Origin of the sequence: Nocardia cyriacigeorgica NBRC 100375, assembly GCF_000308555.1 — a bacterium.
Lineage (GTDB): Bacteria > Actinomycetota > Actinomycetes > Mycobacteriales > Mycobacteriaceae > Nocardia > Nocardia cyriacigeorgica.
In genome coordinates, this window is the sequence record NZ_BAFY01000099.1 from 48,078 (window position 1) to 69,820 (window position 21,743).

General features: G+C 69.4%; 20 protein-coding genes. 13 read left to right on the forward strand and 7 right to left on the reverse strand.

The window, feature by feature from the left end:
* Positions 1–66 precede the first annotated feature (66 nt).
* From RJ05_RS09390 to hisI, 4 genes are read left to right on the forward strand one after another with little or no spacing between them, the layout of a single operon-like run.
* Positions 67–1,722 (forward strand): fatty acyl-AMP ligase, encoded by a 1,656-nt coding sequence (locus tag RJ05_RS09390; RefSeq protein WP_036535686.1) that lies wholly within the window; start codon positions 67–69, stop codon positions 1,720–1,722.
* A complete protein-coding gene (locus RJ05_RS09395; protein WP_373365055.1) occupies positions 1,719–2,021 on the forward strand; it encodes an acyl carrier protein in 303 nt (100 codons plus the stop codon). Before RJ05_RS09390 ends, RJ05_RS09395 begins: the two co-directional genes overlap by 4 nt.
* The gene (locus RJ05_RS09400; RefSeq protein ID WP_051016382.1) at positions 2,018–6,547 is read left to right on the forward strand and encodes a type I polyketide synthase; all 4,530 of its coding nucleotides are present in this window, start codon (positions 2,018–2,020) and stop codon (positions 6,545–6,547) included. The genes RJ05_RS09395 and RJ05_RS09400 overlap by 4 nt, the downstream gene beginning before the upstream one ends.
* 8 nt (positions 6,548–6,555) lie before the next feature.
* Complete coding sequence (hisI, locus tag RJ05_RS09405; protein WP_036535687.1) at positions 6,556–6,909, forward strand: phosphoribosyl-AMP cyclohydrolase; 354 nt, start codon at positions 6,556–6,558, stop codon at positions 6,907–6,909.
* On the opposite strand, the gene RJ05_RS09410 is transcribed toward hisI, so the two are convergent.
* From RJ05_RS09410 to RJ05_RS09420, 3 genes are all read right to left on the reverse strand, one after another.
* Complete coding sequence (locus RJ05_RS09410) at positions 6,910–7,341, reverse strand: MarR family winged helix-turn-helix transcriptional regulator (protein ID WP_249040486.1); 432 nt, start codon at positions 7,339–7,341, stop codon at positions 6,910–6,912.
* Between the two features lie 172 nt (positions 7,342–7,513).
* Positions 7,514–8,128: a hypothetical protein gene (locus tag RJ05_RS09415; RefSeq protein WP_036535692.1), complete on the reverse strand. Its 615-nt coding sequence runs from the start codon at positions 8,126–8,128 to the stop codon at positions 7,514–7,516.
* A gap of 101 nt (positions 8,129–8,229) precedes the next feature.
* Positions 8,230–8,691, reverse strand: coding sequence for a peroxiredoxin (locus RJ05_RS09420; protein WP_036535693.1), 462 nt, complete (start codon positions 8,689–8,691; stop codon positions 8,230–8,232).
* A 62-nt stretch (positions 8,692–8,753) separates the two neighbouring features.
* Here RJ05_RS09420 and RJ05_RS09425 point away from each other — a divergent pair, with 62 nt between their 5' ends.
* The 9 genes from RJ05_RS09425 (at position 8,754) to RJ05_RS09465 (ending at position 18,647) form a co-directional block, all read left to right on the forward strand.
* A complete protein-coding gene (locus RJ05_RS09425) occupies positions 8,754–10,358 on the forward strand; it encodes an anthranilate synthase component I (protein WP_036535695.1) in 1,605 nt (534 codons plus the stop codon).
* Entirely contained in the window at positions 10,355–11,086 is a 732-nt protein-coding gene (locus RJ05_RS09430; RefSeq protein ID WP_014350269.1) for a TIGR02234 family membrane protein, read from the forward strand. The genes RJ05_RS09425 and RJ05_RS09430 overlap by 4 nt, the downstream gene beginning before the upstream one ends.
* A gap of 175 nt (positions 11,087–11,261) precedes the next feature.
* Complete coding sequence (gene trpC, locus RJ05_RS09435) at positions 11,262–12,080, forward strand: indole-3-glycerol phosphate synthase TrpC (RefSeq protein WP_036535696.1); 819 nt, start codon at positions 11,262–11,264, stop codon at positions 12,078–12,080.
* The gene (gene trpB, locus RJ05_RS09440; protein ID WP_051016383.1) at positions 12,080–13,351 is read left to right on the forward strand and encodes a tryptophan synthase subunit beta; all 1,272 of its coding nucleotides are present in this window, start codon (positions 12,080–12,082) and stop codon (positions 13,349–13,351) included. Before trpC ends, trpB begins: the two co-directional genes overlap by 1 nt.
* Positions 13,351–14,151 carry a tryptophan synthase subunit alpha gene (trpA, locus tag RJ05_RS09445; protein ID WP_014350272.1) on the forward strand — a complete coding sequence of 267 codons (801 nt, stop codon included), beginning with the start codon at positions 13,351–13,353 and terminating at the stop codon, positions 14,149–14,151. Before trpB ends, trpA begins: the two co-directional genes overlap by 1 nt.
* A 102-nt stretch (positions 14,152–14,253) precedes the next feature.
* Entirely contained in the window at positions 14,254–15,519 is a 1,266-nt protein-coding gene (gene lgt, locus RJ05_RS09450; RefSeq protein WP_249040495.1) for a prolipoprotein diacylglyceryl transferase, read from the forward strand.
* Positions 15,520–15,634: 115 nt separating this feature from the next.
* Complete coding sequence (locus RJ05_RS32195) at positions 15,635–16,252, forward strand: hypothetical protein (RefSeq protein WP_036535698.1); 618 nt, start codon at positions 15,635–15,637, stop codon at positions 16,250–16,252.
* A 66-nt stretch (positions 16,253–16,318) separates the two neighbouring features.
* Entirely contained in the window at positions 16,319–17,737 is a 1,419-nt protein-coding gene (pyk, locus tag RJ05_RS09460) for a pyruvate kinase (protein ID WP_174343920.1), read from the forward strand.
* A gap of 97 nt (positions 17,738–17,834) precedes the next feature.
* Positions 17,835–18,647, forward strand: a complete 813-nt coding sequence (locus RJ05_RS09465) for an acyl-CoA thioesterase (RefSeq protein ID WP_228781298.1) — start codon at positions 17,835–17,837, stop codon at positions 18,645–18,647.
* Between the two features lie 75 nt (positions 18,648–18,722).
* On the opposite strand, the gene RJ05_RS09470 is transcribed toward RJ05_RS09465, so the two are convergent.
* From RJ05_RS09470 to RJ05_RS09485, 4 genes are all read right to left on the reverse strand, one after another.
* Positions 18,723–19,130 carry a hypothetical protein gene (locus RJ05_RS09470; protein ID WP_036535701.1) on the reverse strand — a complete coding sequence of 136 codons (408 nt, stop codon included), beginning with the start codon at positions 19,128–19,130 and terminating at the stop codon, positions 18,723–18,725.
* Positions 19,131–19,226: 96 nt separating this feature from the next.
* A complete protein-coding gene (locus RJ05_RS09475; protein WP_014350278.1) occupies positions 19,227–19,853 on the reverse strand; it encodes an arsenate reductase/protein-tyrosine-phosphatase family protein in 627 nt (208 codons plus the stop codon).
* 170 nt (positions 19,854–20,023) lie between these two features.
* Entirely contained in the window at positions 20,024–20,539 is a 516-nt protein-coding gene (locus RJ05_RS09480; RefSeq protein WP_036535703.1) for a monooxygenase family protein, read from the reverse strand.
* Between the two features lie 51 nt (positions 20,540–20,590).
* Positions 20,591–21,691, reverse strand: a complete 1,101-nt coding sequence (locus RJ05_RS09485; RefSeq protein WP_138445588.1) for a hypothetical protein — start codon at positions 21,689–21,691, stop codon at positions 20,591–20,593.
* Positions 21,692–21,743: the final 52 nt, after the last annotated feature.

Consider the following 21,743-nt stretch of genomic DNA (forward strand, 5'->3'; position numbering starts at 1 on the left):
GGTAGCGGTGCGTCGGTGAGAGTGAGAACTCCCACCTCCCACCTCCCACCGCGAAGGAACCCGCCCGTGCACGACAGTTTTGTGCAGCACGTCAGGCAACAGGTCGCCGTCTACGGCAATACCAGGTCCTACACCTATCTCCGTGAGCGCGGCCGCGACCTGCAAGCGGAGATCGCCGGCTATCGCGATCTCGACACCGATGCCAGGGCCCTCGCGGTCTGGCTGGCCGCGCAACCGGCCTCGACGCGACCGGTGGTGCTGCTCTACGCCGACGCGATGGCGTTCCTGCGGGCCTTCCTCGGTTGCCTGTACGCCGGTGTGATCGCGGTTCCGGCGCCGGTTCCGCACGATGACCGCAGCGCGCGGCGGGTCGCCGGTGTGATCGCCGATTGCGGCGCCGGACTGGTGCTCACCACCGCCGACCTCGAACCGCTGATCGCGCCGGCCGTGCCGTCTGTGGTGGTCGCGGCGACCGATGGCGCGCTCGCCGATCCCGACGCCTGGCGGATGCCCGATATCGACCGCGACACCATCGCGTTCCTCCAATACACCTCGGGATCGACCGGCACCCCGAAAGGCGTCGTGGTCACCCACGGCAATCTGCTGCACAACGAGGCCGCGATCGCCGACCTCGGGATCGACGACACCGCGACCGCTGTCAGCTGGATCCCGCACTTCCACGATATGGGCCTGATCGGCATGCTGCTCGGCGCGATCCACACCGGGGCGAATCTGGTGTTCATGGCGCCGACGACGTTCCTCAAACGCCCGGTGCGCTGGCTGCAGGCCATCGACACGTACCGGGCAACGATCACGGCCGCACCGAATTTCGCCTACGAGCTGATCAGTCGCCGGGTGACCGACGAGCAGGTGGCCGCGCTGGATCTGTCCAGCCTGGAGATCGCGCTGTGCGGTGCGGAACCGGTGCGCGCGCGCACCATGGCGGCGGTGCGGCAACGGTTCGCGCCCGCGGGCTGGCGGGCGACGGCGTTTCGTCCGGCCTACGGACTGGCCGAGGTGACGTTGCTGGCCAGCGCCGCACGCACGCCGTCGGTGCCCGGTTCCTTCCACACCGGCACCGACGCCCCCCTGGTCGGCTGCGGTAGGCCCGCACGCGGGCTCGACATCCGCATCGTCGACCCGGACACCCGGCAACCGGTGCCCGACACCGTCGTCGGCGAGATCTGGATTCGCGGCGCCAGCGTCGCCGCCGGCTACTGGCACCGCCCGGCCGAAACCCGCGAGGACTTCGGCGCCTACCTCGGCGCGGACGGGCCGTTCCTGCGCACCGGCGATCTCGGGCTCATTCGCGACGGTGAGCTGTTCGTCGCCGGGCGCCGCAAGGACCTGCTGATCGTCAACGGCCGCAACATCTACCCGCAGGACATCGAGGAACTGGTGCGCGGACTGCATCCGGCGCTGGCGGGCACCGGCGTCGCGGTGTCGGTCGACGCCGGCGACCGGGAGCGACTGGTCGTGGTGCACAGCGTGAAGACGGCGCTGCAAGGCGGGGTCAGCCTGTCCGAACTGACTTCGGTGATCAAGACCGCCGTCGCCCGCGAATTCGCGGTACCGGCACCGAATGTCGTTCTCGTCGAGCCGCGCTCGGTGCACCGCACCACCAGCGGCAAAGTGCAGCGCGGCTCGATGCGCACGGCACTGCTGCACCGCCGCGTCGACGGCGTGCTGCACCAGGACCTCGAACCGGCACCGAGCCGGTGACCATCCACCCCGATTCCACCCAGGAGACGACCGTGTTCGCCACCGCACCCACCCACCCGACCTCGATCACCGGCTGGCTCGCCGAGCGCGTCGCCGACTACACCGGACGCGCACCGCAGCAGGTGGATCCGGTCGTTCCGCTCGCCGAACTCGGACTCGACTCCGTCTCCGCGGTGGCGTTGTGCGGGGAGATCGAGGACCGCTGGTCGATCGAGGTGGATCCGACGCTGGTGTTCGACTATCCGACCATCGCCGATATCGCCGCCTTCCTCGCCGGCGCATCGATCACTGCCGCATGATGGGGGCGCCTACCGGAACCGAGAGCTCGCGCGAACGCGCCGATATCGCCATCGTCGGCATCGACTGCCGATTCCCGGGGGCGAATGATCCTGCCGCGCTGTGGCGACTGTTGCTCGATTCCGCCGAAGCCATTTCCGAGGTCCCGGCCGATCGCTGGGCCGCCGAGGACTACCACGACCCGGCCGGCGGGCCCGGTACCGTCAACAACCACCGCGGCGGATTCCTCACCGACGCCGACGTTTTCGACCACGAATTCTTCGGCATCACACCGCGCGAAGCCGCCGCCATGGATCCGCAGCAGCGGCTACTGCTGCACACCGCGTGGCGAGCTCTCGAAGACGCCACCCTCGATCCGCGAGCCCAAGCCGGTACCCGGACCGGCGTGTACGTCGGCGTGATGGCCAACGAATGGGCGAACGTGCAGATGAGCGACTACGGCGCGATCACCGCGCAGCACGGCTCGGGCAACGGGTACTTCATGACCGCCAACCGGCTGTCCTACCAGCTGGATCTGCGGGGCCCGAGCATGGCCGTCGACACCGCGTGCTCGTCGTCGCTGAGCGCCGTCCACCTCGCCTGCACCGCCTTGGCGACGGGCGAGTGCGATCAGGCGCTGGCCGGTGGCGTGAACCTGGTGCTGACGCCGGCGGTGGGCATCTTCTACACCCAGGCCGGACTGTCGGCGCCGGACGCGCGGTGCAAACCGTTCAGCGGCGCGGCCGACGGCATCGTGCGCGGCGAAGGCGCGGCGGTCCTGGTGCTGCGACGGCTGGCCGACGCGCAAGCCGCCGGGCTGCCGATCTACGCGGTCATCAAAGGCAGCGCCGTCAACTCCGACGGCCGCAGCAACGGCATCACCGCGCCGAACCGGTGGGCGCAGCAGCAGGTCGTCGAGCAGGCCTACGCGCGCGCCGGTGTGCCGGCACAGCAGATGGATTTCATCGAAGCGCACGGCACCGGCACCGTGCTCGGCGACATGATCGAGGTCAAGGCGCTCGGCGCGCTGCACGGCGGACGCACGCGGCCCTGCGGAATCGGCTCCGTCAAAGGCAATCTCGGGCACACCGAGGGCGCTGCCGGCATCGCCGGTGTGATCAAAGCCGCGCTCGCCCTGCACCACCGGCTCGTCCCGCCGACCCGATTCGCCGATACCGAGAACCCGAAACTGCGGCTCGCGCAGCATGGTCTGCGGCTGCTGGCAGAGGCAATGCCGCTCGGCGAGCAGGCGGTGGGCGGGGTCAGCAGCTTCGGGGTCGGTGGGTCGAATGCGCATATCGTGCTGGGGAGTGCGCCGGGGGTGTCGGCCGACTCACGCACTGACGCGCTTATGTCGTCGACAGACAATGCTCAGGGCGCACGTCGACACGACCCACGGCGCGCCGTCCCGGGCGATGCCGCGGGCGGGCCCGCCCGTGTGCTGACGCTGTCGTCGGACAACGCCGAGGGGCTGCGGCGGAACGCGCTGCGCATGGCCGACGCGCTTGCCGCGGTGCCGGGCGAGGGTTTTGCGCAGCTGTGCTGGACGAGTAATCAGGTCAAGGCGTCCGGCCGCCGGCGCCTCGCGGTGGTCGCGTCCGATCGGGACGAGGCGATGAAGCAGCTGCGCAGCGGCCCGGAAGCCGGTGTTGCTCGGGCGCTTTGCGTGGGGTGGATGTTCAGCGGGCAGGGGTCCCAGTTCGCCGGGATGGCGCGGGCGCTCGCGGCGGCGAGCCCGGGATTCCGGCAGGCGCTCGTGCTCGTGGATGACGCCATGAGCGTCCATCTCGGACGATCCGTGCGGGAACTGCTGCTCGATGACACCGCCGACGTCGACCGCACCGAGTCGGCGCAGCCTGCGATCTTCGCGATGGAATACGCGATAGCGAGTGCGCTGGCCGAGACCGGGCTGCGGCCGGCGTGGCTGCTCGGGCACAGCATCGGCGAATATGCGACCGCGGTGGTCGCCGGCGTGCTGGACCTGGACGATGCCTGCCGGTTGGTGGTGCTGCGCGGGGCGCTGATGGGGCGACTGCCCGGCGGTGGCGCGATGCTCGCCGTGCGCGCAGGCGAGGCAGCGGTGGCCGATCTGCTGGCCGAGGAGCCGGAGGTCGCCATTGCCGCCGTCAACGGCCCGGCCGACCTCGTGCTCTCCGGCGACGCCGCCGCGATCGCGCGCATCGACAAGATCCTGGCCGAGCGCACGGTGATCACCACAGCGCTCACCGTCTCCCACGCCTTCCACAGCCCGCGCATGGAACCGATGCTGGCCGAATTCGCTGCCGCTGCCCGCGCCTGCACCTACCGCGCGCCGAACCTGCCCATCTACTCGACCGTGCGCGGCCGCCTGCTCGAGCCCGGCGAGACGATGGACGCGGCGTACTGGACCGAACACATTCGCGCCACCGTCCGCTTCGGCCAGGCCGTCGACGCCGCACTCGGCACCGAACCGACCCACCTGATCGAGGTGGGACCCCGGCGCGTGCTGACACCGCTGATCGGCCGCATCCGGCCCGAATACGCGGGCCGTTGCTTGGCTCCCAGTCCCGGCCCCGGCGCCACCGGCAGCGAATTCGCCGACACCATCGCCGCGCTGTACCGCGACGGTTTCGACCCGGACTGGGACCGCCTCTATGAGCCCGAGCAGCGGGTGCGGCGGCGGCTTCCGGTGTACGAGTTCTCGACCGAACACCGCTTCTGGTTCGAGCCGCAGGGTGGGAAGCAGCAGCCATCACCGCTCGGTGCGGCACCGCGCGAGCAGCGGATCACGGCATCCCCAGCCCAACCCGAATCACCCACCCGCACAGCGTCACCCGAAGACTCCGAGGACACCACCACCATGGACCAGATGATCGCGCTTTTCCGCGAACAGAACGCGCTACTGGCGAGGCTCGCAGCCGGCTCCACCGACTCTCTTGCGCCGCAGGCGGGGAACGGGGGCACAGCCTCGGGTTACGCGACAGCCGACGCGCCGACCGGGACTGCGGGCGCTTCGCCCACCATCCCCGCTGCTGATAGTCGACAGGCAGCCACCATCGTCTACGCCGAAACGGCCAGGGTGAGCGGCTATCCCGCCGAACGTCTCACCGCGGCCCAAACCCTCACCGGGAACCTCGGATTCGATTCGATCATGACCGCCGACCTGTTCAGCGGAATCGTCCGCCGGATGCCCGGGCTGGTCATCGACCCGGCGCGGTTCGGGGAACAGGCGACACTCGGCGACGTGCTCGACTACGTCGCGGACGGCGGAGCAGCGTCGGCGTCCAACGATGGGCGCGGCCGCGCGGGCGCCCACCAGCGCATGCAGGCGAGGGCCGCGGAACCGGCCCCCGAACCACCGCTCGTCGCCCCCGAGTTCCGCATCAGCGAGTTCGCCGAAGTGAAGGCGATCGAGGGCCGGATCGCCGGCGCGCAGGCGCTCGGCCTGGCCAACCCGTACTTCCTGGTCAATGACGGCGTCACCCGGGACACTTCGGTGATCGACGGCATGCCGGTACTGAATTTCTCCAGCTTCAACTATCTGGGCCTGTCCGGCCATCCGGCCGTGGTCGAGGCGGTGCGCGACGCGGTCGCCCGGTACGGCAGTTCGTGCTCGGCCAGCCGGGTGCTCTCCGGGGAGAAGCCGGTGCATCGGGAGCTGGAAGCCGAACTCGCCGCGCTGCTGGGCACCGAGGACGCGATGGCGCTGGTGGGCGGGCATTCCACCAACGTCACCATCATCGGGCATATCGTCGGCCCGCAGGATCTGGTGATCCACGACAGCCTGGCCCACGACAGCATCCTGCAAGGCTGCAAGCTGTCCGGCGCCACCCGCAGGCCGTTCCCGCACAACGACCACGCCGCCCTCGACCGGCTGCTCGGCGAGCTGCGGCACCGGTATCGCCGGGTGCTGATCCTCATCGAAGGCGTGTACAGCCAGGACGGCGACATCCCCGACCTGCCCGCCATCATCGAGATCAAGAACAAGCACCAGGCGCTGTTGATGATCGACGAGGCGCACAGCGTCGGCGTGCTCGGTGCGGGCGGCGGCGGCATCGGCGAGTACTACGGTGTGGACCGCGGCGAGGTGGAGCTGTGGTCCGGCACGATGTCGAAGGCGCTGGCCGGGTGCGGCGGGTATGTCGCGGGCAGTGCCGAGCTGATCCGGTTCCTGAAATACACCACGCCCGGTTTCGTCTACAGCGTCGGCATGACACCGATGAACGCGGCGGCCTCGGCGGCGGCGATCCGGGTGCTGCGCACCGATCCGGAACCGCTGGCGCGGCTGCGTCGCAATGCCGAACTGTTCCTGACGCTGGCCAAGGCCGCCGGGATCGACACCGGCGACAGCCACGACACGCCGATCATCCCGTGCATCGTCGGCGATTCGCTGAAGACGCTGAAGCTGTCGAACGCGCTGCTGCGGCGCGGGATCAACGTCAACCCGATCCTGTACCCGGCTGTCCCAGAAGATCTGGCGCGACTGCGCTTCTTCGTCACCGCCTGCCACAGCGAGCAGCAGATCCGCGAAGCCGTCGCCATCCTCGCCGAAGAACTGGCACTGCTATAAACGGTGACATGACATTGGACCCAGCCATCGCCGCCCGCCTCAAGCGCAACGAGGCAGGCCTGTTCGCCGCCGTCGCGCAGGAACGCGGCACCGGCGATGTGCTGATGGTCGCCTGGATGGACGACGAGGCACTGGCCCGCACCCTGGCCACCCGCAAGGCCACCTATTACTCGCGTTCGCGCGGCCAGTACTGGGTGAAGGGGGAGACCTCCGGTCACACCCAGTACGTGCACGAGGTGCGCCTGGATTGCGACGGCGACACCGTGCTGCTCACCGTCGATCAGGAGGGCGCGGCCTGCCACACCGGCACCCACACCTGCTTCGATGCCGATGTGCTGCTGGCCGCGAACGCCGAGGGCTGATCAGATCCCGGTGGACTCGCCCTTGGCGCGGGGGACACCGAGCCGGTCGGCCAGCTGGGTGGCCATCGCCTCGCCGAGATCGGCGAGGGTGGAGATCTGACCGGGGTCGAGGCCGTCGAAGACCAGCGAGCGGATCGCGTCGAGATATCCGGGCGCGGCCTCGACGACCTTCTGGTATCCGTCATCGGTGAGAACGGCCTGCACGCCGCGGCGGCCGGCGGTGACGGTGCGCTCGGCCCAGCCCATCCGCTCCAGCTTGGACACCACATGAGACAGTCGCGATAGCGATGCGTTTGCCCTGTGGGCAAGCTCACTCATCTGGAGCCGGTGTCCCGGCTCCTCCGACAGCAGCGACAGCACCCAGAATTCGAAGTGCGTGAGACCGGCCTCGCGTTGCAGCTGGGTGTCCAAAGTGCCCGGCAGGCGCGTCATCAACGCGACAATCGCCCGCCAAGCTCGCTGTTCTACTGGGTTTAGCCACTTCGTCACTGTGCGCCTTCTCTCGAGCCAAGTGACGTGTTCGTGCCCTGACAGTCACCCGCGCCCATGAGTTTGCCACGACTTCGCTCGACCGTCTGCGAGACACGAAATGACGTGAGGTCACTCACAGGGTGTCGGGGCGGCGTCCCTCGGTCGCGGGTGCGGTGCCGGTGTCACCGATCGCCTCGGCGGACGCGGCGGGCGAACCGCCCCGCACGACCGCCTTGGCTTCCGCCCGCCGCCGCCACCCGCGCCGCACCACCAGGTACACCACGGGCACGAAGATCAGCACGGCGATGATCGCGCCGGCCACCGAGGCGCCGCGGAAGGCGGGGGCGTCGACGTCCATGATGCGTTCGCCGGCGTGGGCGGCGTTGTTGCCGCCGAGCACCACCGTCAGGGTCATCAGGTTCGGAATCGCGAAGACCAGGGCCAGGACCACGGCCCCGCCCGCGATGACCTTGCCGCCGCGGCGTCGCCACACCAGGACCGCGACCAGCAGCAGAAACAACGGGATGGCGGTACACAGTCCGCCGTAGACCAGGCCCCAGCCGATGCCCTTGGAGAAGCTGCCGCCGACCATCTCACCGACGCGTTGGGCCCACCAGCGGGGGATGAACGCGGCGAGGATCAGATAGGCGACGATCAATACCACGACCAGGGCCGCACCCGCGATGATCCGGGTGCGCCAGGAGATCGTGGAGGTCCGCGTGTCCGGCGTGCGCTCGGGCGTGGTCATATCTCCAGCGTAGGTCGCGCGGGGACGACGGCGTGGACGCTCGGACGGTGTTTCGGCAGGAAAAGTGCCGGTCCGGGGCGTGCGCCCGGACCGGCGACGGATCACTTACCGCGTTCGCGCAGGAACGTCAGCGCCTCATCGGCGTGCACGTTGGCGCGCAGTTCACCGGTGATGACGGTGAGCACGGTGCGGTCGGTATCGATGACGAAGGTCTGGCGCTTGACCGGAGCAAGCTTGCCGAGCAAGCCACGCTTGACGCCGAACTGCTGGGCCACCACGCCGTCGGCATCCGACAGCAGCGGATAACCCAGCCGCTGTTTGTCGGCGAACCCGGCCTGGGTGTCGACCGCGTCGGTGCTGATACCGGCGCAACTCGCACCGACCGCGGCGAATTCCTCGGCCAGATCACGGAAATGGCAGGCCTCGGCGGTGCACACCGGGGTATTGGCAGCGGGGTAGAAGAAGAGCACGAGCGGCCCGTCGGCGAGCAACTCGTCGAGAGAACGCTTGGTGCCGGTGTGATCGGGGAGCTCGAACTGCGGAGCGAGCTGGCCAGTCTTCATGGATCGACCCTACCGGCGGGTGCGCCCATCGGCCTGTCGTAGCCGCCTGGGATGATGGACCGATGCAGGGCGCATCCCACCGCCAGGACACCACGGCCACCACCACCCGCGAACAGTTCCATCAGCTGGCCGCCGAGCATCGGGTGGTGCCGGTGACCCGAAAGGTGCTGGCGGACTCCGAGACTCCACTGTCGGCCTACCGCAAGCTGGCCGGCGACCGGGCAGGCACCTTCCTGTTCGAGTCGGCGGAGAACGGGCGCTCCTGGTCGCGCTGGTCGTTTATCGGCGCTGGCAGCCCGTCGGCGCTGACCGTGATCGACGGCGAGGCCGCCTGGCTCGGCGCCACCCCCGCCGACGCACCGTCGGGCGGCGATCCGCTCGACGCGCTGCATCAGACCCTGGAACTGCTGCGCACCGAACGCATGCCCGGGCTGCCGCCGCTGACCAGCGGCATGGTGGGCTACCTCGGCTACGACGCGGTGCGGCGGATGGAGCGGCTGCCGAACCTGGCCGCCGACGACCTGGGCCTGCCCGATCTGGTGTTGTTGCTGGCCACCGACCTCGCGGCCTTCGACCACCACGAGGGCGCCATCACCCTGATCGCGAACGCCGTCAACTGGAACGGCACCGCCGAACGGGTCGACGAGGCCTACGACGACGCCGTCGCCCGGCTGGACCGGATGACCGCGGCACTGGCCGCCCCCGCCGCGTCGACGGTCTCGGTGTTCGACCAGCCCGAACCGCAGTACCGCCGCCAGCGCACCACCGATGAATACGGCGCCGGAGTGCGGCGACTGGTCAAGGAGATCGAGGCCGGCGAGGCCTTCCAGGTGGTGTTGTCGCAGCGCTTCGAGATGGACTACGACGGCGCGCCGATCGATCTCTACCGGATGCTGCGCGCGTCCAACCCCAGCCCGTACATGTACATGCTGCACGTGCCCGACGGCTCCGGTGGCACCGCGTTCTCCATCGTCGGCTCCAGCCCGGAATCGCTGGTGACGGTGAAGGAGGGTGTGGCCACCACCCACCCGATCGCCGGGACCCGGTGGCGCGGCGCCACCGAGGAAGACGATCTGCTGCTGGAGAAGGGCCTGCTCGCCGACGAGAAGGAGAACGCCGAGCATCTGATGCTCGTCGACCTGGGCCGCAACGATCTGGGCCGGGTCTGCCAACCGGGGACGGTGCGGGTCACCGAATACCGGCATGTGGAGCGCTACAGCCACGTCATGCACCTGGTGTCCACGGTGTCCGGACGGCTGGCGCCGGGCAAGATCGCGCTCGACGCCGTGCGCGCCTGCTTCCCGGCGGGCACGCTCTCCGGTGCGCCGAAGGTGCGGGCGATGGAGCTGATCGAGGAACTCGAACCCAGCCGCCGCGGCGTCTACGGCGGCGTGGTCGGCTACCTGGACTTCGCCGGCGACGCCGACACCGCGATCGCCATCCGCACCGCGCTGCTCAAAGACGGCACCGCTTACGTCCAGGCCGGTGCGGGTGTGGTCGCCGACTCCGAACCCGAGTACGAGGACACCGAATCGCGGAACAAGGCGATGGCGGTGTTGCGGGCGGTCGCCGCGGCGAAGACCGTGCGGGCCTACCGCGCCGACGACGGCAACACCGGCGACACGGCTGCCGCGACCGGCGCGGACAGCGGTGAGGTATCCGCATGAGCGACGAGAACGATTCGGACACCGGCACCACGCAGCAGCAGGCAGCGGCGAGCTCGCCCGGCCGTAACCGTCCCGTCGTCCCGGTGGTGCTGCTGGCCGTGTCCGCGGCCGCGCTGTGGGGCGCCTCCCGGATGACGTGGGTGAGCGTGCGTTCCTCGGACGGACTCACCGAACCCCGCACCGACGACCTCGACGGCGGCACCTGGTTCGGCGCGCTCACCCCGCTGGCCCTGGTGCTGCTGGCCGCCATCGCCGCGGTGCTGGCCACCAAGGGCTGGCTGCGCCGCGTCGTCGGGGTGCTGGTGGCGCTGGTCGGCGCGGTCGTCGCGGTGCCCGCGCTGGCGCTGCTCACCGGCTCCGGCGCCACCGCCCAGCGCGCGGCCACCCTCGCCGAACTCCCGGGCCGCGCCCAGGTCGAGCAGGTGAGTACCGCCGCCGGGCCCGCGGTGCTGACCATGGCGGGCGCGCTGGCCGCGTTCGCCGCTGGTGTGCTGCTGGCCAGGATGCCGAAGGACAGCGCCCAGCTGTCGGCCAAATACGACAATCCGGTCGCCCGCCGCGCCGCCGCCACCGATCTGGTCGCCGGGCGTGGCGAAGGCGGCGACAGCACCGCCCCGCCCGTCACCGAACGAGTCCTGTGGGACGCGCTCGACGCGGGCACCGACCCCACCGAAGATCGCCCGCGGACCGGCCCCGATGACGACCCGTCCAGGCCCGACAGCAGGTGATCCGATGATCCGGCGACCCGGCACAGCACATGTGGCGGGCGCCCGCAACCCGGGTGCCAACCCCGGCGCACGCGCGCCACACCCGCCCCTTTACTCTTGATCAGCACCGGTGAGACAGCGCCTGGGGGGATTTCTCAGGCAGTGAGTCCGTCTCCCCAGAAAGGATTCGAGCCAGATGACGGTACTCGACTCGATTCTCGACGGGGTCCGCGCGGATGTGGCCGCACGGGAATCCCTGCTGGACTTCCAAGCCATCAAGGCCGCGGCCGCCGCCGCGCCGCCGCCGAAGGACGCGCTCGCCGCGCTGCATGAAGACGGCATCGGCGTCATCGCCGAGGTGAAGCGGGCCAGCCCCTCCAAGGGAGCGCTCGCCGAGATCGCCGACCCCGCCAGCCTGGCCAAGGCCTACGAAGACGGCGGCGCCCGCATCATCAGCGTGCTCACCGAGGGCCGTCGCTTCCACGGCTCGCTCGACGACCTCGACGCCGTCCGTGCCGCCGTGAACATCCCGGTGCTGCGCAAGGACTTCGTGGTCGGGCCGTACCAGATCCACGAGGCGCGCGCGCACGGCGCCGACGTCATCCTGCTGATCGTCGCCGCGCTGGAACAGGACACCCTGAGCTCGCTCATCGACCGCACCGAATCGCTCGGGATGACCGCCCTGGTCGAAGTGCACACCGAAGAAGAGGCCGACCGGGCCCTCAATGCCGGCGCCTCGGTCGTCGGCATCAACGCGCGCAACCTCAAGACCCTCGAAGTCGACCGCGACTGCTTCGCGCGGATCGCGCCGGGGCTGCCCACCGAGGTCATCCGGGTGGCCGAGTCCGGGGTGCGCGGTACCGCCGACCTGATGGCCTACGCGGGTGCGGGCGCGGATGCCGTGCTCGTCGGCGAAGGCCTGGTGACCAGTGGCGACCCGCGCGCCGCCGTGTCGCAGCTGGTGACCGCCGGCACCCACCCGTCCTGCCCGAAGCCCGCCCGGCGGGCGCGCTGATGGCCGCGACCCGGCTGCCCGCGGCCAGCGAGGGCGTCGCCCACCGCAGCGGACACGAACCCGATGGCGGCGGCCACTTCGGCGTCTACGGCGGCAGGCATGTGCCCGAGGCGCTGATGGCCGTCATCGAAGAGGTCACCGCCGAATACGACAAGGTGCGCAGCGACCGCGAGTTCCTGGGCGAACTCGACCGGCTGCAACGCGACTACACCGGCCGCCCCTCGCCGGTCTTCGAATGCACCCGACTGGCCGAGCACGCCGGCGGCGCCCGCATCCTGCTCAAGCGCGAAGACCTCAACCACACCGGCTCGCACAAGATCAACAACGTGCTGGGCCAGGCGTTGCTGGCCAAGCGCATGGGCAAGACCCGCGTCATCGCCGAGACCGGCGCCGGCCAGCACGGCGTGGCCACCGCGACGGCCTGTGCGCTGCTCGGGCTGGACTGCATCATCTACATGGGCGCGGTCGACACCGCCCGGCAGGCGCTCAACGTCGCCCGGATGCGGCTGCTCGGCGCCGAGGTCGTCTCGGTGACCACCGGCTCGCAGACGCTCAAGGACGCCATCAACGAGGCACTGCGCGACTGGGTCTCCAACGCCGACGACACCTACTACTGCTTCGGCACCGCCGCGGGCCCGCACCCGTTCCCGCTGATGGTCCGCGACTTCCAGCGCGTGGTCGGCATGGAGTCACGCGAGCAGGTGCAGGAGCTCACCGGCAGGCTGCCCGACGCCGTCGCGGCCTGCGTGGGCGGCGGCTCCAACGCCATCGGCATCTTCCACGCCTTCATCGACGATCCGGGCGTGCGCCTGATCGGCTACGAAGCCGCCGGTGACGGCGTCGAGACCGGCCGCCACGCCGCCACCTTCACCGGTGGCACACCCGGCGCGTTCCAGGGCGCCTACTCGTACCTGTTGCAGGACGAGGACGGCCAGACCATCGAATCGCATTCCATCTCCGCCGGACTCGACTATCCCGGCGTCGGCCCCGAGCACGCCTACCTCAAGGACACCGGCCGCGCCGAATACCTGCCGGTCACCGATACCGCCGCGATGGACGCGCTGCTGCTGCTCAGCCGCTCCGAAGGCATCATCCCGGCGATCGAATCCGCGCACGCGGTGGCGGGCGCGCTCGAGCTCGGCAAGCAGCTCGGCCCGGGCGCGATCATCCTGGTGAACCTGTCCGGTCGCGGCGACAAGGACATGGACACCGCGGCCCGCTGGTTCGGGCTGTTCGACGACGACGCCGCCGAAGGCAAGGGGAACGGGTAGTGAGCCAGCAGTCCAGACTCGCCGACACCTTCGCGGCCTGCCGCGCCGAACACCGCGCCGCCCTGATCGGCTACCTGCCCGCCGGCTACCCGGATCTGGACGGCTCCATCGCCACCGTGCGCGCCATGGTCGAGGCCGGCTGCGACATCGTCGAGGTCGGTGTGGCCTACTCCGATCCGGTGATGGACGGGCCGACCATCCAGCAGGCCGCCGAGCAGGCGCTGCGCAACGGAGTGCGGGTGCGCGATGTGTTCTCCGTGGTCGAGGCCGTCACTGCGGCCGGTGCCCAGGCCGTGGTGATGAGCTACTGGAACCCGGTGCTCAAGTACGGCGTGGACCGGTTCGCCCGGGACCTCGCGGCCGCGGGCGGCGCCGGCATCATCACCCCGAACCTGATCCCCGACGAGGCCGACGAGTGGTTCGCCGCTTCGACCGCCCATGATTTGGACCGGATCTTCCTGGTCGCTCCGTCCTCGACCGAGGAGCGCCTGGTCAAGACCCTGGAGGCTTCGCGCGGATTCGTCTACGCCGCCTCCACCATGGGCGTGACCGGCGCCCGTGACGCCGTGTCCTCGGCCGCGCCCGCGCTGTGTGCCCGGGTCCGCGCACACTCCGACATCCCGATCGGTGTGGGTCTCGGCGTGCGTTCCGGTGCCCAGGCCGCCGAGATCGCCGCCTACGCCGACGGCGTGATCGTCGGTTCGGCGTTGGTCACCGCGGCCGCCGAGGGCTTGGACGCGGTGCGGACGCTGACGGCCGAGCTGGCCGACGGCGTGCGCTCGGCGACCGTCGCGTCCTGACCCGAAGGCACACCGCCGGGCTCCTCGACTACGGTTGCCCCCGTGACCTTACGAGTCCTGGCAGACAGTGTTTCCAGCATCGGCACGCGCGGTGACGGCGTTCTGAGCGCAGGCGCCGCCGACGTGCTCGCCTATATCCCGAGCCCGCCGCAGGGCGTATGGCAGATCGGGCCGTTCCCGCTGCGGGCCTACGCGCTGTGCATCATCGTCGGCATCATCGTCGCCATCTGGTGGGGTGAGCGGCGCTGGCGCGAACGCGGCGGGCAGCCGGGCGCGGTGCTGGATGTGGCGATGTTCGCCGTCCCGTTCGGTCTCATCGGCGGCAGGCTCTACCACGTCGCCACCGACTGGCAGAAATACTTCGGCGCCGACGGCAACCCGATGGACGCGCTCAAGATCTATCAGGGCGGCCTCGGCATCTGGGGCGCGGTGTTCCTCGGCGGTATCGGCGCCTGGATCGGCTGCCGCGTCTACAAGATCCCGCTGCCCGCCCTCGGCGACGCGATCGCACCGCCGATCCTGCTGGCCCAGGCCATCGGCCGCCTCGGCAACTACTTCAACCAGGAACTCTACGGCCGCGAGACCGAGGTGCCCTGGGGCCTCGAGATCTACCAGCGCTTCGACGACCAGGGCCGCCTGGACATGATGAACGGCGTCTCCACCGGCGTGGTGGAGAAGGTCGTGCACCCGACATTCCTGTACGAGCTGCTGTGGAACGTGCTGGTGGTGCTGCTGCTGGTCTACATCGACAAGCGTTTCCGCATCGGCCACGGCCGCCTGTTCGCGCTCTACGTCGCCGGCTACAGCTTCGGCCGCTTCTTCGTCGAACTCATGCGCGACGACGAAGCCACCCACATCGCCGGCATCCGCATCAACTCCTTCACCTCCGCGCTGGTCTTCCTCGCCGCCATCGCCTACTTCGTGTTCGCGACGAAGGGCCGCGAGACCCCGGCGCAACTGCAGCCCGGTGCGGAGAAGCGTCCGTGGCCGTGGCAGATCGGCGCGCTGCGCCGGGCTGGGGCGGAGTCGGCGGCGGCGGACAAGGGCGCGGCTGAGGGCGAGGAGGCCGGAACGGCAACCGACCTGGCCAAGGACGGGAAGTCCGAGAAGGGCGTGGAGTCCGACGAGGATGCGAAGTCCGGGAAGGACGCGGAGTCCGGCAAGGATGCGAAGTCCGAGAAGGGCGTGGAGTCCGACGACGATGCGAAGTCCGGGAAGGACGCAGAGTCCGGCAAGGACGGGAAGTCCGAGAAGGCCGCGGAGACCGGCAAGGGCGCGAAGTCCGGCGAGGCCGACGAGCCCAGCGATACCGAATCCGGCAAGGACGCCGATTCCACCGAAACCGCCGAGGCGAAGAAGGGCGGCTAGTTCGGGCGACAGCGGCGGCCGTCCCCGACAGAATGGGCGGTAGGCCCGCGCGATCGGCGGGCCGGGATACGCACCGGGGGGCGGCACGGGCGCCCGGGAGAGCAGGAGGACGCGAGTGGCCGAGTCGGATCAGCATGCGCCGGGAGCCGGGGGACCGCAGTACGGTCCGCCCGGCACCGGGCCGAGTCTGCGCAAGGCCACCGATCCGCAGCCGTCGCATCCGGGTGATCAGGCGTACCCGGCCGACGGCGGCCCGGGCCGGCCGGTGAACTTCCCGCCGCAGCCCGCCGGTCCGCGCCCCACGAGGGCCTTCCCGCCGATGGCGAGCGGAATGCATCCCGGGATGCCGCCCGGTATGCCCGGCCCGATGCCCATGGGCGTGCCGGGCGGGTTCGTGATGTCGATCGGCGATATCGGCATCTCCGAGGATTCGGTCACCACCCCGGCGGGCACCATGCCGCTGCGGGGCGCGGTGTGGACGATCACCGATATGTCGCAGACCTCGGAGAAGATTCCGACCTATGCGGTGGTGCTGGCGATCCTGTTCTTCCCGCTGTGTTTCCTCGGCCTGCTGTTCTTGCTGGTCAAGGAGCGGACGACGGTCGGTTATGTGCAGGTCACCGTCACCAGCGAGGGTCGCTACCACTCGACGATGATCCCGGTGCAGAATCAGCAGACGTTCCCGATGTTGCTGCACCAGGTGAACTACGCCCGCTCACTCAGCGCGCGGTGAGCCACCACACGCCGCACTCGGCATGGCCAACGCGCCGGTAGTCCCGGTCAGGACTAGGCTCGACTCGTGATGCGACGGACGAAGATTGTGTGCACCCTCGGACCGGCCACTGCCACCGAGGACCGTATTCGAGAACTCGTCGAGAGCGGTATGGACGTAGCGCGGCTGAACTTCAGCCACGGTGAGCACTCCGACCATGCCGACAACTACAAGAAGGTGCGGCAGGCCTCCGACCATGTCGGCCGCGCCGTCGGCATTCTCGCCGATCTACAGGGCCCCAAGATCCGCCTCGGCCGCTTCATCGAAGGCCGGACGGTCTGGGCGACGGGCGAAGAGGTGCGCATCACCGTCGACGACGTCGATGGCACCCACGACCGCGTCTCGACCACCTACAAAGAACTCGCCGCCGATGCCAAGCCCGGCGACCGACTGCTCGTCGACGACGGCAAGGTCGGCCTGACCGTCACCGCCGTCGACGGCAACGACGTGGTCTGCCGGGTCACCGAGGGTGGCCCCGTCAGCAACAACAAGGGCGTCTCGCTGCCCGGCATGGACGTGTCGGTGCCCGCGCTGTCGGACAAGGACATCGAGGACCTGGAGTTCGCCCTGAAACTGGGCGTCGACTTCATCGCGTTGTCATTCGTGCGTTCGCCCTCGGATGTCGAGCTGGTGCACGACGTGATGGATCGCGTCGGCCGCCGCGTCCCGGTGATCGGCAAACTGGAAAAGCCCGAGGCCATCGACAACCTCGAGGCCGTGGTGCTCGCCTTCGACGCGGTGATGGTCGCGCGCGGTGATCTCGGTGTGGAGCTGCCGCTCGAGCAGGTGCCGATCGTGCAGAAGCGCGCCATCCAAATGGCAAGGGAGAACGCCAAACCCGTCATCGTGGCGACCCAGATGCTGGAGTCGATGATCGACAACTCCCGCCCCACCCGGGCCGAGGCCTCCGACGTCGCCAATGCCGTGCTCGACGGCGCCGACGCGGTGATGCTCTCCGGTGAAACCTCGGTCGGCAAGTACCCGATCGAGACCGTGCGCACCATGGCGCGCATCGTGCACGCGGTGGAGACCGAATCCACCCGGGTGCCGCCGCTGACGCATGTGCCGCGCACCAAGCGCGGTGTCATCTCCTACGCGGCCCGCGATATCGGCGAGCGGCTCAATGCCAAGGCGCTGGTGGCGTTCACCCAGTCCGGGGACACGGTGCGCCGGCTGGCCCGCCTGCACACCCCGCTGCCGCTGCTGGCGTTCACCCCGCTGCCGGAGGTGCGCAGCCAGCTGGCCTTGACGTGGGGCACGGAAACGTTCATCGTGCCTACCGTGGACAGCACCGACGCCATGATCAAGCAGGTCGATCAGGCGCTGCTGAGCATGAACCGGTACCAGAAGGGCGACTTGGTGGTTATCGTCGCGGGCTCCCCGCCCGGTACCGTCGGTTCCACGAACCTGATCCACGTGCACCGTATCGGTGAGGAGGACCATTAGAGTGAGCGTTTCGCTTGACGACTCCGTCGGCGTCGATGTGACGCGGGCGCAGCGTACCGATCTGGACGTACTGCTGGAACTGCTGGATCTGGAACAGATGGACGAAGACGTCTTCGTCGGTCAGCACCCGGAGAAGGTGTGGAGCCGCACGTTCGGCGGGCAGCTGGTGTCGCAGGCGATCATGGCCGCGGGCCGGACGGTCGGTGACCGTCCGGTGCACGCGGTCAACGCGCATTTCGTGCGCGGCGGCGATGTGAAGAAGCCGATCGAGTACCGGGTCGACCGGCACCGCGACGGCCGCTCCTTCGCCAACCGGACCGTCACGGCCAGCCAGGACGGTCAGGAACTGTTCGTGATGCTGGCCGCGTTCCAGGACTGGGGCAAGGGCCTCGAGCATGCCCATCAGCAGCCCGAGGTCCCCGATCCGGAGACGTTGCCGCGGGTGGAGGAGAGCTTCGAAGGCTTGGAGGACAAGCTGGAGATGTTCGTCAACGCCCCGCATCCGATCGATATGCGCTACACCAACGATCCGGCCTGGATCCTCAAGGGCACCGGCGAACGGCTCAACCACAACCGGGTGTGGATGCGCGCCGACGGCACCCTGCCCGACGATCCGCTGATCCACGTGGCGACCCTCGGTTACTCCTCCGACACCACGGTGCTGGATTCGATCATCACCACCCACGGGCTGTCGTGGGGCTTGGACCGGATCGTCGCGGCCACGGTGAACCACTCGATCTGGTTCCATCGCCCGTTCCGCTTCGACGACTGGGCCCTCTACGCCACCGAGTCCCCGGTCGCGGCCGGTTCGCGTGGCCTGGCCACCGGTCGCTTCTACTCGCGCAGCGGTGAGCTGCTGGCCACGACGGTGCAGGAAGGGCTCATCCGCCACTTCCCGTCCCGGCGCTGATCTGCCCGGCCGGCGCCCGCGCAATGCTCGGGCGCCGGCCGAAAGGCCACGGCGGGGCCGGGATTCGGCGCCGGCTCAGATGCGTTCGATGGTGGGGTAGAGGTCGACGTCGGTGCGCTGATGGGCGCGGATGCGCAGCGGCACCTGCTGTGTGGTCGCCGAGGCGATACCGGACCGCAGCCGCGATTGCAGCGCGGCCATATCGGTATCGGTGAGTTCGGTGGGATCGCCGACCAAGCTGAGGGCGATCTCATAGGTACCGTATCCGGTCGGCGGCGCATCGGAATTCTCGGCGCGCCAATGAGTTTCGAATTCCGCGTGGAGTGGGTCGTCCGGGGCCGCCGGTAGTGTGAAACGCCAGGCGAAGACGTCACGATCGAGTAGGTGATCGTCGAGCGCCGTGCGCACGGCCTCGACGATGCGTTCGAGGTTTTCCGGTGTCACATAAACATGGAGCGAAACATCCGAAATGCGTTTCGGCATGTCTGATTCCTGTCGTGTGTGCGGAGGGCGCCACCGGGTCGAAACGTCGACGGCGGAGGTCTTTTCGCGGGAGTGTAGTCCTTTCCCGCGCGGGCGTCAGGCATACCAGCCCGTGCGCTGGGCGGCCAGAAAAGTCGCCAGCGGGGCGGGGCCGTGCGCCGGTTGCAGCACCAGGCCCGAATGCTCGTCCTCTTCGGGCTGCGGGGCGCCGGTATCGAGGGCGAGCAGCAGCGGCAGCAGGGCTTCGGCGATGCGGTCGCCGACGGCGCAATAGGCCGGTTCCGACAGCCCCACCGGGTCGGCGATGTTCTCCCGGCCGACCAGCGACAAGTCGTTGCGGGCCTGATGCAATTCGGCCACCGTCCGCGCACCGGTGACCTTGGCGATGCGGTGCGCCTCGAGCAGGGTGAAGGTGCGCGCGGCGGCCCCGAAGGCCATGCCCGCGGCCTGATCGCGGATCTGCTCGGTCATCGCCAGCACCAGGTCGGCGCGGTCGATGTGCTCGGGCTTGAGTTTGCGGGCGCGGAAGTTGTCCGGATCGGCGCCGAGGCCGGCGATGGTCTGCGCGGCCAGCGGTTCGATCGGGAATCCGACCAGTGCGCGGGTGCCCGCGCTCTCCGCGGTGAGGTCGGTGAGGCCGTGTTCGATCGCGATGGCGCGAGCGAGCCGTTCGGCAATCGCCGACCGGCACACATTGCCATTACAGACGAACAGGACGTGCATGCGGATACGGTAAATCCCCTGATTACCGACTAGAAGTACGAAAAGTGCAATATCACACTCGCTCGGCCACATATTCATCTGCGATTAGTGCGCTGTACACAAACGCCGCGCGCGATCGAATCGCCGTTCGGGTGTGTCGCGAGTGTTTCACCGGTACGTCCCGATGGAGATCATCGCACGGAATCGTCCGGGTAGTAATCGGTTTCGCTCACCACCGGTGGGAATGCCGCCGGTGTGCCATGCACCCGGCCGCGGGTGGAGAACATGCGCCCGCGGCTGGCGGTCACCGGCGCGAACCGGGCCAGGCCCGTCGGGGTGCTCATGTCGTCGTACATGGCGTCGATGCCGCCGCGCGCGAAGTAGGCCTCATGCCAGAACCCGGTCCCACCCGAATCACGCAGGAACTGCTGCCACCAGTCCCGATGCGGGGCCGACCGGGTCCAGTGTTCCAGGCTGTCGAGATCACGCCAGTACTGCCGCGCACCCCAATGCGGCGGGAACAGCGACCAGACGACGTCCTCGTGCAGCAGCAACCCATCGGGCCGGTCGCGATGCGACTGATACAGCTTCGGCCCGACTCCGAGCAGCCGCAGCATCCCCCGCGGCTTGTTGACCCGCATCCCCAGGTAGATCACCACGAGGTCCGGATACCCCGACAGATCCACCGTCGCCCTGCTCACCCGCATGCGTAACCTCCACGACGTCGTAGGGGAGTACGGAACGAGGTCCGTTGCGGTTCACACCACCAGCCGCGCGCGTGCGGTGGGTGATCCGGCAGGTGAGCGTCTGCGCCTTCGTGCACGCCGGATCGCGAAGACTACACCGACACCCACGTGCACGGTGATGGTGAGCAACAGCAGTTGCGAGCAGAGGTTCGCCAGGCCGGTGGTGGCCGTGAAGAACGACAGCAGCTGGGCGGCGGCCAGGAGTGGGATGTTGGCGTAACCGAAGCCGGTGTGGAAGCGGCGCAACCGGTTGCCTTTCGGCGGAAAACCGTAGGTGGTGACGCCGAGTTGGGCGTGAATGATGAGCAACACCTGGTAGACCGCCTGCGCCAGGGCGGCCCAGTCGTAGCCGGCGGATGGGCCGGTCGAGGGGCTCACCGTCGTCGCGATCAGCAGCGGAAACGCGATCCAGCCGAGAACACGGGTGGCGCTGGTGATCCGGCCCGCGGGCAACGGTGCGATTGCCGGTGGGCGGGGCACCCAGTGCGCGGTGACGACGACCCCGGCGACGAAGATCAATTCGCCGATATTGCCCAGCAGCAGGGAGTTCGCCGCCAAGGACGCCGCGACGGTCATGATCGCGGCGGTGATCAGCAGCGGCAGGTAGCGGTGCCGCAGCCACAGGGCGACGGCGATGACCAGCACGAAAACCCCGGTGATGACCACGGGCAGGGCTTCGGTCTCGGGCGCGGGAATATTGCTGTAGCGCACGGTCCCTGCCCACTGCTGCGGTTGCAGCGACAGGCCGATCACGTCGTTGGCGACGCCCAGCCCGATCGCGCAGGCCGTCAACGCCCAGGTGGTGATCTTCGCCCGCCGCGACCGTGCCCACGCCACGTCGGCCCGGTCCGCGACCGCACGTGCCCACGGAATCAGCAGGGGAGTGAGGACCGCATGGATGAGGTAGCGCGGCACGCTCAGTAGTTCGAGCAACGCGCCCGTCCCGATCGCCCGGCCCGCGCCGATGACGGCGTTGTCGTAGATCAGCGCCAGGCACAGCAGTAGCGGGATGATCAGCAACCTGTTTCTGGTGCGCAGGAACCACCGCAGGCACAGACAGGCCAGCACGAGGTGGCCCGCGGCGGTCACCTCGAACAGCACCGAGACAGTCATCGAACTTCTTTCGCAGGGCGGCGGACGCGCCCGGATCACGCGTCCAGCGCGA

Bases quoted from the DNA above. Each gene is read 5' to 3' on its own strand.
- RJ05_RS09425 (WP_036535695.1), top strand. From the start codon at position 8,754: ATGCAGGGCGCATCCCACCGCCAGGACACCACGGCCACCACCACCCGC.
- trpB (WP_051016383.1), top strand. From the start codon at position 12,080: ATGGCCGCGACCCGGCTGCCCGCGGCCAGCGAGGGCGTCGCCCACCGC.
- RJ05_RS09430 (WP_014350269.1), top strand. From the start codon at position 10,355: ATGAGCGACGAGAACGATTCGGACACCGGCACCACGCAGCAGCAGGCA.
- RJ05_RS09485 (WP_138445588.1), bottom strand. From the start codon at position 21,691: ATGACTGTCTCGGTGCTGTTCGAGGTGACCGCCGCGGGCCACCTCGTG.
- hisI (WP_036535687.1), top strand. From the start codon at position 6,556: ATGACATTGGACCCAGCCATCGCCGCCCGCCTCAAGCGCAACGAGGCA.
- RJ05_RS09410 (WP_249040486.1), bottom strand. From the start codon at position 7,341: ATGACGCGCCTGCCGGGCACTTTGGACACCCAGCTGCAACGCGAGGCC.
- RJ05_RS09465 (WP_228781298.1), top strand. From the start codon at position 17,835: ATGGACGAAGACGTCTTCGTCGGTCAGCACCCGGAGAAGGTGTGGAGC.
- RJ05_RS09400 (WP_051016382.1), top strand. From the start codon at position 2,018: ATGATGGGGGCGCCTACCGGAACCGAGAGCTCGCGCGAACGCGCCGAT.
- RJ05_RS09470 (WP_036535701.1), bottom strand. From the start codon at position 19,130: ATGCCGAAACGCATTTCGGATGTTTCGCTCCATGTTTATGTGACACCG.
- RJ05_RS09420 (WP_036535693.1), bottom strand. From the start codon at position 8,691: ATGAAGACTGGCCAGCTCGCTCCGCAGTTCGAGCTCCCCGATCACACC.
- RJ05_RS09480 (WP_036535703.1), bottom strand. From the start codon at position 20,539: ATGCGGGTGAGCAGGGCGACGGTGGATCTGTCGGGGTATCCGGACCTC.
- RJ05_RS09475 (WP_014350278.1), bottom strand. From the start codon at position 19,853: ATGCACGTCCTGTTCGTCTGTAATGGCAATGTGTGCCGGTCGGCGATT.
- RJ05_RS09415 (WP_036535692.1), bottom strand. From the start codon at position 8,128: ATGACCACGCCCGAGCGCACGCCGGACACGCGGACCTCCACGATCTCC.
- trpC (WP_036535696.1), top strand. From the start codon at position 11,262: ATGACGGTACTCGACTCGATTCTCGACGGGGTCCGCGCGGATGTGGCC.